This window comes from Coleofasciculus sp. A1-SPW-01, from assembly GCF_040217205.1.
Lineage (GTDB): Bacteria > Cyanobacteriota > Cyanobacteriia > Cyanobacteriales > Coleofasciculaceae > Coleofasciculus > Coleofasciculus chthonoplastes_A.
This window is the reverse complement of record NZ_JAVJNP010000077.1, coordinates 1-14,040: the sequence shown is the minus strand read 5'-3', so window position 1 is coordinate 14,040 and position 14,040 is coordinate 1. Positions and strand designations below refer to the sequence as shown.

The 14,040-nt window shown below is 44.4% G+C and carries 11 protein-coding genes; 9 read left to right on the top strand and 2 right to left on the bottom strand.

The window, feature by feature from the left end; translation table 11 throughout:
- The first annotated feature begins 83 nt into the window (after positions 1–83).
- The 7 genes from RH949_RS12030 to RH949_RS12000 all read left to right on the top strand — a co-directional run bounded on the left by RH949_RS12030 (position 84) and on the right by RH949_RS12000 (position 6,338).
- Positions 84–368, top strand: a complete 285-nt coding sequence (locus tag RH949_RS12030; RefSeq protein WP_446353338.1) for a UPF0175 family protein — start codon at positions 84–86, stop codon at positions 366–368.
- Entirely contained in the window at positions 369–872 is a 504-nt protein-coding gene (locus RH949_RS12025; protein ID WP_446353336.1) for a DUF3368 domain-containing protein, read from the top strand. It abuts the gene before it with no gap.
- A complete protein-coding gene (locus RH949_RS12020; protein WP_446353334.1) occupies positions 872–2,242 on the top strand; it encodes a restriction endonuclease subunit S in 1,371 nt (456 codons plus the stop codon). Before RH949_RS12025 ends, RH949_RS12020 begins: the two co-directional genes overlap by 1 nt.
- 8 nt (positions 2,243–2,250) lie before the next feature.
- Positions 2,251–2,490, top strand: coding sequence for an antitoxin (locus RH949_RS12015; protein WP_446353332.1), 240 nt, complete (start codon positions 2,251–2,253; stop codon positions 2,488–2,490).
- Positions 2,491–2,512: 22 nt separating this feature from the next.
- Positions 2,513–2,833: a type II toxin-antitoxin system Phd/YefM family antitoxin gene (locus RH949_RS12010; protein ID WP_446353330.1), complete on the top strand. Its 321-nt coding sequence runs from the start codon at positions 2,513–2,515 to the stop codon at positions 2,831–2,833.
- Positions 2,834–3,161: 328 nt separating this feature from the next.
- Positions 3,162–6,182 carry a type I restriction endonuclease subunit R gene (locus RH949_RS12005; protein WP_446353328.1) on the top strand — a complete coding sequence of 1,007 codons (3,021 nt, stop codon included), beginning with the start codon at positions 3,162–3,164 and terminating at the stop codon, positions 6,180–6,182.
- 18 nt (positions 6,183–6,200) lie between these two features.
- Positions 6,201–6,338 (top strand): hypothetical protein, encoded by a 138-nt coding sequence (locus RH949_RS12000; protein WP_446353326.1) that lies wholly within the window; start codon positions 6,201–6,203, stop codon positions 6,336–6,338.
- Between the two features lie 292 nt (positions 6,339–6,630).
- Here the strand turns inward: RH949_RS12000 and RH949_RS11995 are convergent, their stop codons facing one another.
- Positions 6,631–7,311 (bottom strand): response regulator transcription factor, encoded by a 681-nt coding sequence (locus RH949_RS11995; RefSeq protein WP_044204705.1) that lies wholly within the window; start codon positions 7,309–7,311, stop codon positions 6,631–6,633.
- A 261-nt stretch (positions 7,312–7,572) separates the two neighbouring features.
- On the opposite strand from RH949_RS11995, the gene RH949_RS11990 reads away from it, so the two are divergent.
- Complete coding sequence (locus RH949_RS11990; RefSeq protein ID WP_446353324.1) at positions 7,573–10,164, top strand: sensor histidine kinase; 2,592 nt, start codon at positions 7,573–7,575, stop codon at positions 10,162–10,164.
- Between the two features lie 99 nt (positions 10,165–10,263).
- The gene (locus tag RH949_RS11985; RefSeq protein ID WP_446353322.1) at positions 10,264–11,211 is read left to right on the top strand and encodes a histone deacetylase; all 948 of its coding nucleotides are present in this window, start codon (positions 10,264–10,266) and stop codon (positions 11,209–11,211) included.
- Between the two features lie 93 nt (positions 11,212–11,304).
- Here RH949_RS11985 and RH949_RS11980 read toward each other — a convergent pair.
- Positions 11,305–14,040 (bottom strand): CHAT domain-containing protein (locus RH949_RS11980; RefSeq protein WP_446353320.1); only part of this gene is annotated, 2,736 nt, incomplete at its 5' end.

The window sequence follows — 14,040 nt, the reverse complement described above, 5'->3', positions numbered from 1 at the left end:
TTTGACTTGACTTTAGTGACGCATAATGTCAAAGAGTTTGAACGAGTTAAGGGTTTAAAGATTGAGGATTGGGAGGAAAATTAATGGCTTTAATCATTTCAGATGAACAGTTGGAAAATATCGAACTTCCGGCTGAGGTGCAGCAAAAAGCTTTACAAAAAGCCAAGGAAGGCTATGTTATGACTTTACTAGAAGCAGGGGAAATTACCAGCAGTCGAGCAGGAAAAATTCTAGGGGTTTCTCGTTTGGACGTTATAGAAATGATGAAAAAATGGGATATTTCCATTTTTGATGATTCTCAAGATTTAGACGAGTTAGTCCGAGAAGTTGACCGAGCAGAGTTAATGTTAGAGCAACAGGACTCTTGAATGATTATTGTTTCTGACACAACCCCAATTAGTGAGTTAGCGAAAGTAGGCTATCTGGATTTATTGCCTCAGCTTTTTAATCAAGTCATCATTCCCCAGGGAGTGTTTTATGAATTACAAAAGGGGGAACATCCAGCAACTCAATTAATCAAAAATTTATCTTGGCTAGAAGTGATAGAAGTAAACAATAAACAACTTGTTGAGGATTTACAGAAGTCATCAAAGCTAGATTTAGGAGAGTCTGAAGCTATCGCTTTAGCGGAAGAGATGGAAGCGAGTCAGTTATTGATAGATGAAAAAGCAGCGAGAAAAGTTGCTTTAGCAAGGAAGTTACCTTTAATTGGGACGATGGGTATTCTGCTGTTAGCAAAGCGTCGAGGTTTGTTAGATAATGTTACTGAAGTTCTCGATTTATTGCGGAAACAGGGAACAAGAATTTCAGATCGTCTCTATGTTCAAGTGTTAATTTTGGCTAAGGAAAGAAAGGATTGGGAGGAGGGTTAATGGGACAGTATCAGGGGTATGAACGGTACAAGGATTCTGGTGTTGAGTGGTTGGGGGAGATTCCTGAACATTGGGATGTTGTGCCATTGAAAAGGCATTTATTGCCCCAGTCGGGGGCGATAAAAACTGGTCCATTCGGAAGCCAATTACTTTCATCTGAAATGGACGATCACGAAGTTAAGGTTTACAACCAAAGAAACGTATTAGATCAAGATTTTAAATCAATAAAAAACTATATTTCTCAAGATAAATTCGAGTCTTTAAAAGCATTTGAAATATTTACGGGTGATTTTTTGATAACAACTAGAGGGACAATTGGTAAATGTGCGATTGCCCCAAAAGATTCTCAACGGAGAATTTTACACCCTTGTTTAATGAGATTGCAAATTAATTTTTTAACTTTGTCAAATGATTTTCTAATGTATTTAATTCAAGATGGAGAAGTTATTCTTGAACAATTAAAAGCAAAAAGTAACGCAACAACAATTGAAGTTATATACTCAGATAGCCTAAAATCTGTTTATCTTCCAACCCCGCCATTGGAAGAACAGAACACGATCGCGCAATTTCTCGACCACAAAACCAGCCAAATAGATGCCCTCATTTCCAAAAAAGAAGCCCTCCTCGAAAAACTCGACGAAAAACGCACCGCCCTCATCAGCCACGCTGTCACCAAAGGTTTAGATCCAACCGTCCCCATGAAAGATTCTGGCATCGAGTGGCTAGGTGATATCCCTGCACATTGGAAGCCAGTTAAACTAAAGCATATATGTTCGCTTTTAAGAGATGGAACTCATTTACCTCCACCCCGTGTTGATCAAGGAGTTCCTCTACTCAGTGTTCGTAATATCATCAATGATAGCTTTGTTAATTTAGAAGATGATAGCTTGATTTCTCAGGATGATTTTCAGGTATTAAATAAATCTTTTCGAGTTCTAGAAAACGATATAGTCTTAGCTATTGTAGGCGCAACGCTGGGTAAGGTAGCAATAGTTAAAAAAATGCCAGAATTTACTATACAGAGGAGTCTTGCTGTTCTAAGAACAAAAAAAACCATGTGTCTTTACAAATTCCTTTTCTATTTTCTTAAAAGTTCTAAATTTCAAAATCTCTTATGGTTGAATACAGGATTTTCTGCACAGCCAGGAATTTATTTAGGTTCTCTCGCAAATTTTTTCGCGCTATTGCCTCCTCTTGTTGAACAGAAAATGATTATAGAATTCTTGGATACAAAAACATTAGAAATCGACCAACAAAAAGCAAAAATCCAACAAGCCATAGACCTCCTAAAAGAATACCGCACCGCCCTAATCACCAACGCTGTAACAGGCAAAATCGACGTGCGCCAAGTCCCCATTCCCCAACCCTAGAAACCCCCATGACTACCGAATATCGCGTTAAACTCATCCAACAAGGGAACAGCCAAACCCTACCCATTCCCCCAGAACTTAACCTAAACACCACAGACGTTATCATCCGTCAAGAAAATGGCAAATTGATTATCGAACCCTATCAAAAGAAATCCCTTCTCCAAGTTTTCTCCACCCTCGAACCCATAGACGAAGAATTCCCCGATATTGACGCAGGATTATTACCCCTAGATGATATCGAACTTTAACCTACTTTATTCATTAAAAACCATGACTCAAATCACCCTATCCGACCTCCCTGAATCCCTCCAAACCCTACTCACCCAAGCCATCCAAACAGGTGAACCCCTCACCATTACCCAAAATAATCAACCCCTTGCCATTATTTCCCCGATTAAAAAAAGTAAACGCCCAGCTTTTGGCTCCGCAAAAGATAGCGGTAAAATTATCAAAGATATTGTAGAATTCCAGCCCTATGACTATCAAAGCCAGACCTTTAAAGACCTCTTAGACCAGGTTGAACCCGTCCCCCCAGACTTTGACCCTGACCAAGTAAAAGCCGAATACTTAGCCGAAAAATATAACCTGTGAAAGTTCTGCTCGATACCAATCTCATTCTTGACTATGCTCTTAAGCGTGAACCTTTTAATAGACCTGACTTTTCACGGAACAAATCAACATCAAACCTAACCCCCCTCGTTCCCCCAACCCCCCTCGTTCCCCCCTACAAGAGGGGGGATGACAGAGGATACTTCGTTTTTGTGGCAGGGGGGAGGACAGCGGATGCTTCGCTTTTTTGGCACGGAAGGAGGAGAATTCAAAGCCTCTCTCCTTGTAGGAGAGAGGTTTGGAGAGAGGTTTTCTATATCCCGACCAAAAGCTGACCAAATCTTCATTTTTATCGAACAAAAGCATAACCATGCACCAAGAAAAAGACTTTGAAAACATCATCGAACGGGAACTCTTAGACCTCTACGGCTACCACTCCAGTAAGCCAGAGGACTACGACCCAGACACCGCCCTTTTCCACGCCGATATTATCAACTTTATCCAAACCACCCAACCCAAACAATGGGAAAAACTGACTCGCACCAGCCCAGGAGAAGCCCAAAAAACCCTGATTACCAGCCTCACCAAAGAACTCAAAACTCGGGGAATGCTGGATGTCCTCCGTAACGGCTTCAAATGCTACGGTAAAACCTTCAAAGTCGCCTACTTCCAACCCAATACCGGGATGAACCCCGACACCATCGCCCTCTACCAGAAAAATCGCCTCACCGTTACCCGCCAAGTCACCCTCAAAACCAAAGGAATTCCCGATATTCTCCTCAGTCTCAACGGCTTACCCATCGCCACCATCGAACTGAAAAACCAATTCACCGGACAAACCTACCACAACGCCATTCACCAATACCAAACCGATAGAGACCCAAAAGACCCCCTATTTCGCTTCAAAGAACGCTGTTTAGTTCACTTCGCCGTCGATACCAATGAAGTCTGGATGACCACCAAACTCGCTGGACCAAAAACCTATTTTCTCCCCTTCAACAAAGGCGATAACCACAGCGCCGGGAATCCCCATATCCCAGGAGAATACCGCACCAGCTACCTTTGGCAAGAAGTCCTCCAGCCAGATAGTATCCTAGAAATCCTCGCCCGTTTCCTCCACCTAGAAACCCAAAAAATCCAAATCCCCACCGCCACCGGAATCAACTACCAAACCAAAGAAACCCTAATTTTCCCCCGTTACCATCAACTCGATGTGGTGCGGAAACTCATCGCCCACACCAAACAGCATAAATCAGGACATAACTACCTAATTCAACATTCAGCCGGATCAGGAAAATCCAACTCCATCGCCTGGTTAGCCCATCGCCTCGCCAACCTCCACGATGACCAGGATGAAAAAATCTTTGATACCGTTATCGTGATCACCGATCGCAAACTATTAGACCGCCAACTGCAAGACACCATTTACCAATTCGACCACAAAACTGGAGTCGTCCATAAAATCGATCAAAACACCCAACAACTCGCCAAAGCCTTAGGCGCAGGAGTCCCCATCATCATCTCCACCATTCAGAAATTCCCCTTCATTTCCCAAGCCATCCAAACCCTAGAGAAAAAAGGCACAACTGTCACCCTCACCACCCAAGACAAACGCTTTGCCATTATCGTCGATGAGGCACACAGTTCCCAAAGTGGAGAAACCGCCGCCGAACTCCGAGGAATCCTCAACAACGAGGGGATTGAAGCCGCCATCGCCCACCAACTCCTCGACGATGAACCCGATGATCACCTCAGCGAAGCAGCCCAAAAAAAACTATTACGAACCCAACTCACTCGCACCCAACAACCCAACCTGAGTTACTTCGCCTTTACCGCCACCCCCAAACAACGCACCCTCCTACTCTTCGATGAACCCGGGGAAACCGGACAAGCCCCCTTTCATCTGTACACCATGCGCCAAGCCATTGAAGAAGGCTTTATCAAAGACGTACTCGCCAACTATACCTGTTACGCCCGTTATTACGAATTAGTCCGCCTCTCAGAAACGAACCCCAACCTCCCCCGACGCAAAGCCGCCAGAGAAATCGCCCGTTTCGTCGAACTCCATCCCCACAACATCGCCCAGAAAGTCGAAATCATTGTTGAACAGTTCCGCAACCATACCCGCCATAAAATCGGCGGTCAGGCTAAAGCCATGGTCGTCACCAGATCCCGTGAACACGCCGTTAAATATAAACTCGCCTTTGACCACTACATCAAAGACAAACGTTACACCACGATTAAATCCCTCGTCGCCTTCTCCGGTTCAGTCCCCCTCAAGGATTTCCCCGATCAAACCTTCACCGAAGTCAATATGAATGGCGGAATCAAATCCAGCGAAATCCCCGACAAATTCGCCAGCGACGATTACCAAGTCCTACTCGTCGCCAACAAATTCCAAACCGGCTTTGACCAACCCCTCCTGCATACCCTGTTCGTCGATAAACGCCTTGCTGGAGTCCAAGCCGTGCAAACCCTCTCCCGCCTCAACCGTACCGCCCCAGGGAAAGAAGACACCTTCGTTCTAGATTTCGTCAACCCACCCGAAGACATCTACCAAGCCTTTAAACCCTACTACGAACAAACCCCCCTTGGCGAAACCGCTGACCCCCAACAACTCAATGACCTCGCCTTTCAACTCTATGAATGGCGACTCTTTAGCCCAGAAAATGTGAACCAATGGTGTGAAATCTGGTTTCGTCCCAAACCCGCCCTCACCGGAGGAGAACACAAAAAACTCAACGCCCTACTCGAACCCATTATCGACCACTACAAAACCCTAGAAGCCGCCCAACGAGACCAATTCCGCAGCCAACTCGCCAGCTTCCGTAATTTGTACCTTTTCCTCGCCCAAATCATCCCCTACCAAGATTCCGACCTGGAAAAACTCTATACTTATAGTCGCTTCCTCCTGAAAAAACTCCCCCGCAGTACCCATGCGCCTCAAGTAGACCTATCCGGGGACATCCAGATGAAGTATTACCGCCTAGAAAAAATCAGTGAAGGCAAAATCGACCTCAACCCAGGCGAAGCCGAATCCCTCAAAGGTGCCACCGCAACGGGAACCCGCCAACCGGATCAAGACGTTCCCCTTTCCCAACTAATCGACACCCTCAACGAACGCTTTAGCACCGATTTTACCCCCGCCGACCAACTCTTTTTCGAGCAAATCAGCGAAAGCGCGATCGCCAACGACCACCTCAAGCAAGCCGCCCAAGTCAACACCAAAGAAAACTTCGCCCCCGTCCTCAACCAACAGCTTGAAAACCTCTTCCTCGAACGCATGGAGGGAAATGAGAAGATCTTTATGGAAGTCATGAACAACCAGGAGTTTAAACAAATCGTCTTTGAAAAACTGCTCGAATCAATCTACAAGCAGCTCAATTCCTAGGCGACACAGAATGAAGATTTGGCTATAAATGCAAAAATCTGTAACAAACAAGCGATCGCGGATTTAGGGGATGGGGGAACGGTGGCGTTAGTTTTGGCGGGTGAGAATCAGTACAGGCTTAAACGTTGGTCAGATCAGCGTAAACGTTTTGAGTAAAGGCAGATTTATCCTATTTAAAATGAATGGACTGAAGGGGTAACAAGCAGCTCACTCAAAAGCTTGGCAGACAAAGCATTTCCTCCCTCAAGCCTCAAAAAGATGAGAGCTTATTGACAGGCAAGCTTGAGAACAAAGAGGTGAATGATAATGATAATCATTTGAGGAGATTATTTAAATCTGGATTGGCTAAAAGCGACTTATTCGGGATTTAAGCCAAACTGCTGGAAACTCTGGAAAAGATTTTTGGATTTTCTTGTAATAAAAATTTGTGAAAGCGACTCCTAAGCAGTTATTCAGAAAGAGATTTGAGACGATAACCTAAACCGTGTACCGTTTCAATTAAATCTTCTGGAGCGCCTACGGCTCGAAGTTTGGAGCGCAGGCTTTTGACATGAACCTTAATCGTATCTTCTTTCGGAGGATTATCGATAGACCAAACATGCTCAATAATGGCACTCCGACTCATAATTTGCCGCCCATTACGAATCAGCAATTCTAAAAGACTATATTCTTTGGGAGTCAAGCGTAAAGTTTGATCGCCGTAGCAGACTTCATAAGTCCCTGGATCTAAACGCAATTGTCCCCACTCTAAAATAGGGGGGGAAACCGTTTGCCCTCGTCGCAGTAGCGCTCGAATTCTCGCCAGTAACTCTGGAATATCCAGAGGCTTAACCATATAGTCATCAGCGCCTGCGTCCAAACCGATAACTTTATCCGTACTGGTATCGCGAGCCGTGATCATCAAAACTGGCATCTGATAACCATTGGAACGCAAGCGTTGGCACAAATGAATCCCATCCAATTTCGGCAACATCATATCGAGCAAAATTAGGTCGTAATTGAGGGTATTCACTTGCACCCAAGCCGCCTCTCCATCGGAAACCGTATCAACGGCATACCGTTGTATCGCCAGGGCTTCAGCCAAAGCTTCAGCCAAATAAATATCATCTTCGACTAGAAGAATTCTCACTTAAAACATACTATTCCCTTATATGAATTTATCACGAGGTCGCCTCAAAATAAACTTGCTCAACAGAACAGAGAGCGAATTACCTAGACATCAATTGGCTTAACGGAGTTAAGAATTGTAAAAAATATCAAGCGTTTACCCCTATTCTATGTAAAGAATTCCCTGTTCCCTGGAAGGATTTTAGCTATCCTAATCTAAATGGGGAACCGCTTATTTGAAGCCGTGATGCACTAGCTGCTGTTATTTCGGAGGAGAACTCAAATGCCAAAATCTATCGGGATCAAAGTTATTATCGGTGGTTATTGTCTGGCATTACTTATTTTTATAGGGGCTAGTGTCATTTCCTCTAGCCACCTAACTCAACTGATGGAAACTTCCCGATGGATGGACTATAGTGACAAGTTACAGGATTCTCTGCAAGATTTATTGTCTCAGCTCAACAGCGCCTCTGCGATCGCCCAACACCAGCCATGGCTTTTGAAGCAGATCCCAGCGCAAGCACAACTGTTGTTACAAGAACAGTTAGGGGCTGTAGTCACTCAGATCCAGAGAACCCAGTTGAGTCTAATTCTGGGAGATAGTCTCAGCATCGCCATACTTATGGTGCTAGGCGGGTTGATCCTGAAGCAGCATTCTAGATTCAAAGCCGAGTTAGAGTTAATTCGCGATCGCCCACCGTCCCAAACAACCTTAGAGCAAATGGCGCAACGAGAGCAACTCATCCTCAGTAGCGCTCAACGCATCCGCCAAACCCTAGATTTGGACACCATTCTTGAAACCACAGTAACCGAAGTCCGAGAATTTCTTGGCGTTGATCGAGTCTTAGTCTATCGGATTTGGTCTGATGGTACAGGAAGTACCGTAGCCGAATCTGTCACTCCGGATACCGCACCCATTCTGGGACAAACGTTTCCGGCGGAAGTGTTTCCCGAACAGATGCATCAATTGTACTGTCAAGGACGAATTCGCACCGTAGTCAATCCAGAAACCGATGGAGTAACGCCCTGCTTAGTGGAATTCCTCCAGCAGTTAGGTGTCAAATCTAAACTCGTCGTACCCATTCTGCAACAAGAAAAGCTTTGGGGACTACTGATTGCTCATCACTGTTCTCAACCCAGACAATGGCAATCCTTAGAAATTGACTTACTGTATCAATTAGCCATCCAAGTTACCATTGCTATTCACCAAGCCCAACTCTATCAACAGCTTCAAACGGAATTAATTGAACGTCAATCCATTGAAAACCAACTGCGTCAAGCCCGTGATCAACTAGAAATCAGAGTTCAAGAACGGACGGCGGAACTGATGCAGACGAACGCAGATCTCCAAACGCAAATCCATGAACGCAGGGAAGCAGAAGCCGCATTAAGAATTAGTGAAGAACGCTTTCGGGTTGCGCTGCATAACTCACCGATCACAGTATTTAATCAAGACACAAATTTGCGTTACACCTGGGTCTATAATCCGGCGAGTCGGATTAATACCGACGCACTAATTGGAAAATCAGAATTAGAAATGTTTGCACCGGAAAATGCCCAAAAGCTAATGCCGATTAAACATCGTGTCTTGACCACAGGAGTCGGTGAGCGCCAAGAGATATCGATTATCGTAGACGGCAAAGTCCGGTACTACGATTTAACCGTGGAACCCTTACGAAACCATGCCGAAGAAGTAGTTGGCATTACCTGTGCCGCCACCAACATTACCGAAATTAGGATTCGGGAACAAGAACTGCGGGAAAGTGAACGGTTTATTCAACGCATTGCTGACGCAATGCCAACCGCTTTGTATCTCTATGATTTAATCGAAAAGCGCCATATCTACAGCAATCAACAAATCACTCAACTTATCGGCTACTCCCCCGAAGAAATCCAAGCCATGGCACCGACATTTCCGCAAAATCTGATTCATCCAGATGATCAATCTAAATGTACCACTGCCATTAAACGATTTACCACCGCTAAAGAGGGAGAAATTATTGAGACAGAGTATCGCATTCAACATAAATCAGGTGAATGGCGCTGGCTGTACAGTCGCGAGATGGTGTTCACTCGCACAGCTAATGGTTTACCCCAGCAAATTCTCGGTACTGCCCAAGATATTACCGAACACAAGCAAGCAGAATTAATCCGTCTGGCACTTGCACAAGAGCAGGAACTCAGACAACTCCAGCTTAACTTCTTCTCTATGGCATCCCATGAATTTCGCACTCCCTTAAGTACTATTTTAGCTAGTGTCCAATTGCTGAAATATTATTATCCAGAAGGCTCAGATCATAAAATTCGGCGTAATATTGACCGCATTGAGACAACAGCTAAAACCATGACTCAGCTTTTGAATGATATCTTAACAATTAATCGAGCGGAAACGGGAAAATTAGAGTTTACCCCTCGCCCATTTGAATTAGAAAAATTTTGTTGTCATTTGGTGGAAGAGATGCAAGTGAATGCTGGTTCAAATTATTTGATTAATTTTATTAGTCAAAATCAATATATTCTTGTCTGCTTAGATGAAAAGTTATTACGCTCTATTTTAATGAACTTACTTTCTAATGCAATTAAATATTCTCCACTAGGTAGTCAAATAGATTTGATATTAACCTGTAGTCAATCTACCGCGACATTTCAAATCAAAGATTCAGGCATTGGGATTCCTATAGAGGATCAAAAAAAATTGTTTGGTATATTTCATCGCGGTACAAATATTGGCAATATTCCCGGAACCGGATTAGGATTAGCGGTTGTCAGGAAATGTCTAGACATACAAGGCGGTATGATTTCAGTCAATAGTGAAGTAGGAGTCGGTACAACGATGACAATCATGATACCCTTGCATGACCAAAGTGCAGTATAACTTTTGAATAGTGCTTGATTTAGAGAAATGAATAATTTTGCCACCTATCTATACCCACAAACATTCTGTACGTCCAAGCCAATTGAATCAATTTCTTTCATGGGGCATTCTTTTCCCTACTACAACCAAGTTCGACAGGCTCTTGCCCAAGCTCTTACCGAATATCCTGCACTTCCATTAAGAAAAGCCCAGAGGCGCAATTTCCAGAGCGTTCATACTGCTGAGTATCTCCGAAAACTTGCATTAAAGGCTCTTGAAAAACAACTAGATGAGGTGAGTGCCGCCCTACCTGAATTGAGTATTGAGTGCGAAGGTTTGGAGTACGGTTTACCCGGATACCTCTATGGTTTAGGAGGCATGATGGAAGCAATTGATCAGATGAAAAAAGGGAGCCTGAAACGTGCCTATTGCTTCAGTATGGTCGGACATCATGCTTACAGTAATTGGGGACACGGTTATTGCCTTTTAAATCCTCTGGCTGTGGCAGCACGATACGCTCAGATGCAAGGATTTGAGAAAATTTTGATGATTGACTGGGATATTCATCATGGAGATGGCACTCAGTCAATTTTTAGCCATGATCCCAGTATCTATTGCATTAGTATTCACAGTGCTGTAGACCTTTATATGGCTAAAGCCTCAGACTTAAAAGCTGGGACAACTACGGCGGCTGAAGCTGTCGGACACTGTAATATTCCTATTTTAAATACATCGTTTCCCGTTGATATTGTAGAGGAACTGGGACTAACGGGTAAGTTTTACTATGGACATGAGAGCATCAACATTTTCCAGCAATCTTTAGATTGCCTTCCATGGAAACCGGACTTAATTACTATTTTCTCAGGTTATGACTCACATCGGGATGATTGTGGTAAATGTACAACAGGTTGGACGAATGCTGATTTTTGCAAACTGACTGAAATTGTATTAGATGCTGCTAGGAAATATAGGTGTCCAGTACTTTCTTCTCATGGAGGTGGCTACCGATTACCCGTCACCGTTGCAGCGGCTGTTGCTCATGTCAAGACTTTAGCAACATATACGTAGCCGGAAAACATTAAAATAAGTTGGGTTACTCTCCGAGAAGGCTTCGCCTACGTTCCTCAACCCAACCTACTTGTGTTGACTACAAATTACTCCTTACCAAGGACTTCCAATCATAGTAAATGCTGCCCAATAATAGGGATGTGAGAGAGACTGATCCCCTTGACCTTGTAATGTTGACGGTAAAGGTACAGGTTGTCCACTTCCTCGTAATTGTCCACCTTCTAAGCGCACCTCACCCTTGAGCATCGCTAACTGTGCTTGTCGTAAAGCTTCAGATTTAATTGGAGCGGTTTGTAACTTCCGATAAAACTCGGTCATCAATCCAGAAGTTCCTTCATCACTGACATACCACAAACTCGACAGCGCTGACTTAGCACCCGCTTGCACCGCTAATCCAGCAAACCCTAACTCCGCGTTTTCATCACCCACGGCTGTACGACAAGCCGACAGGATTAACAATTCAATTGGGGTACGACGCTCATTCCAGCCTAATTCTCGCAGTTGATTTAAACGCAGTAAATCATTCCACAAGAGAATATAGGAATTTTCTAGAGGACCCGGTTTGAATTCACCGTGGGTAGCTAAATGCACAATTGTGGCATCTTGGCTTTGGGTTTTTAGCGTTTCTAGGGTAACTTTTTCATTCAGGAAAGTTTCTCCATCGCGAATACTTTCAATGGTTTGAAGTTCCAGGGGAACCGCAGGTAAAGGACTCAGATTCAGCTCTTTCGCCAGACTACTGGATTCAGCAACTCCCATCGCTAAAACGGGAGCATTTTGAATATTGTTATAGCTGGTATCGGTAATACTGAGACTAGGCATTAATCCTACACTATATTTTTCCACTAAAAAGTTTTGACCATCATGGAGAGCCGCCACAGGTAATGAACGCAAACCACTATCCATAATGAACACCAGATTTTGAATGCCTTGCGCCTCTAACTCAGCTTCTAAGGGAGCGATTAACCATTCATACAGTTGTTGAGCGGGCTCTAAATAACTGGTGGTTCTTCGTTTAATGGGATTGGTGATTTCGCGGCGTAATTTTGTCGCCGTTTGCACAATCGTTTCTTGGGTTACATCAGGAAGACTAACAATCTTTTTCTGTTCAGCCGAAACCATTCTCAGTTCCAGGCGTCCGCCCACAAATGTAGCGTACATAAATGCTGGTTTTACCCCCGTTTGTTTCTCAATTTGCGCCAGGATTTTAGGTGCATCAGCCGGATTATTAACACTGGGTTTTGGTCCTAGGTATCCCGAAAAGGCATCGGTAAGAACACTATCTAATGTTGTGATTTCCAGATCAGCATCAGAAATTTGAGTGGTGAACGAGAGGTTCGGATAAATTGTGTTAAACGGTAGATTGGATGTAGAGGGTTGGCGGGGAATAATTTGAATATTATCCTGGCGAACGGGACGGGTAAAGGATTGCAGAGGTGCAATTGTTCCGGTAAATCCGTTGCCATTGGTAATTGCACCAGCTGTACCGTTTTGTTCAGGATTACCCACCTCAAAGGGATCTAAGGCACTGCCACCACCGTGACGAATAATAATCGGATCACCCCCTGTGGCAATACTGGCTTGTACGCCTGTTTGAGAGGGGAAAATACCTGTCGCTCTGAAGTAACCATCAGTAGTAATATCAATCAATCCGGTTTCCGGGGGAATTACTCCTGGAAGAGTAGGTAAACCTTGAGCATTGATAGAAATTAGTTCAATCCCAGGTGCTCCTCTTCTAAATTCCGGTTGAGCATTATTGATGGTAATTCGACCAGGCGAACCTAAAGTTGAACTGGAGTTAAGTTCTCCTAATATAATTTGACTCAATGTGGAAATAGTTTGTGAACCACCACCTGAAGCGCCAGATGAGTTCAGATTCCCGGTGGTAATATCTCCTACCTCGCTAGTGAGTGCGATCGCGCAGCCATTCCCGTTGCTGGATGAACAGTCTATATTCCCAGTGGTGATGGTGTTGGGAGCCGATACCGTTACATCTCCACCCCCTGTTGCTCCCGATGAGGTTAAGTCGCCGCTTTGGATTGCACCTGTCTCGCTATTGAGTGCGATCGCGCCGCCTTGATCAGTTGCTGACGCAGTATCTATGTTACCTGTTGTAATATTACCTGGGGCGTTAAGAGTCACTCCACTTTCTTCTGTTTCTCCCTTAGCGGTCAAATTTTCACTTGATATAGAACCTGACTCACTCGTAATATTGATTGCGCCGTTGGTTGAGGTGACATTAACGGTAGTGATGTTATCATCTCCCTCAACTTGTACAGTCTGTGCTTCTACATCAGCCGTAGTCACACTTCCTTCTGTTGCGGTGAGATTTGCTGCACCCTGAGTTGCGGTAATTTTACCGTTACTGGTATTGATATCGCCTGTGGTGCTGGTGAGATTAGCGTCTCCCTCTGTTGAAGTTACATTCGCCGTAGTCAGGTTATTCTGCGCTTGAAGTTCTACAGTCTGTGCTTCTACATCAGCCGTAGTCACACTTCCTTCTGTTGCCGTGAGATTTGCTGCACCCTCAGAGGCTGTAATCTTACCGTTAATCGTGTTGATATCACCTGTGGCACTGGTGAGATTAGCGTCTGCCTCTGTTGAACTGACATTCGCCGTAGTCAGGTTATTCTGCGCTTGAAGTTCTACAGTCTGTGCTTCTACATCAGCCGTAGTCACACTTCCTTCTGTTGCCGTGAGATTTGCTGCACCCTCAGAGGCTGTAATCTTACCGTTAGTCGTATTGATATCGCCTGTGGTACTGGTGAGATTAGCCTCTCCCACAGTTGCGGTAACATTCGCCGTAGTCAGGTTATCATTTGCTTGAAG

What these genes read in the sequence shown, in the direction of transcription:
- RH949_RS12010 (WP_446353330.1), top strand. Translation starts at nt 2,513, where the DNA reads ATGACTCAAATCACCCTATCCGACCTCCCTGAATCCCTCCAAACCCTA.
- RH949_RS11985 (WP_446353322.1), top strand. Translation starts at nt 10,264, where the DNA reads ATGGGGCATTCTTTTCCCTACTACAACCAAGTTCGACAGGCTCTTGCC.
- RH949_RS12020 (WP_446353334.1), top strand. Translation starts at nt 872, where the DNA reads ATGGGACAGTATCAGGGGTATGAACGGTACAAGGATTCTGGTGTTGAG.
- RH949_RS11990 (WP_446353324.1), top strand. Translation starts at nt 7,573, where the DNA reads ATGCCAAAATCTATCGGGATCAAAGTTATTATCGGTGGTTATTGTCTG.
- RH949_RS12015 (WP_446353332.1), top strand. Translation starts at nt 2,251, where the DNA reads ATGACTACCGAATATCGCGTTAAACTCATCCAACAAGGGAACAGCCAA.
- RH949_RS12030 (WP_446353338.1), top strand. Translation starts at nt 84, where the DNA reads ATGGCTTTAATCATTTCAGATGAACAGTTGGAAAATATCGAACTTCCG.
- RH949_RS12005 (WP_446353328.1), top strand. Translation starts at nt 3,162, where the DNA reads ATGCACCAAGAAAAAGACTTTGAAAACATCATCGAACGGGAACTCTTA.
- RH949_RS12025 (WP_446353336.1), top strand. Translation starts at nt 369, where the DNA reads ATGATTATTGTTTCTGACACAACCCCAATTAGTGAGTTAGCGAAAGTA.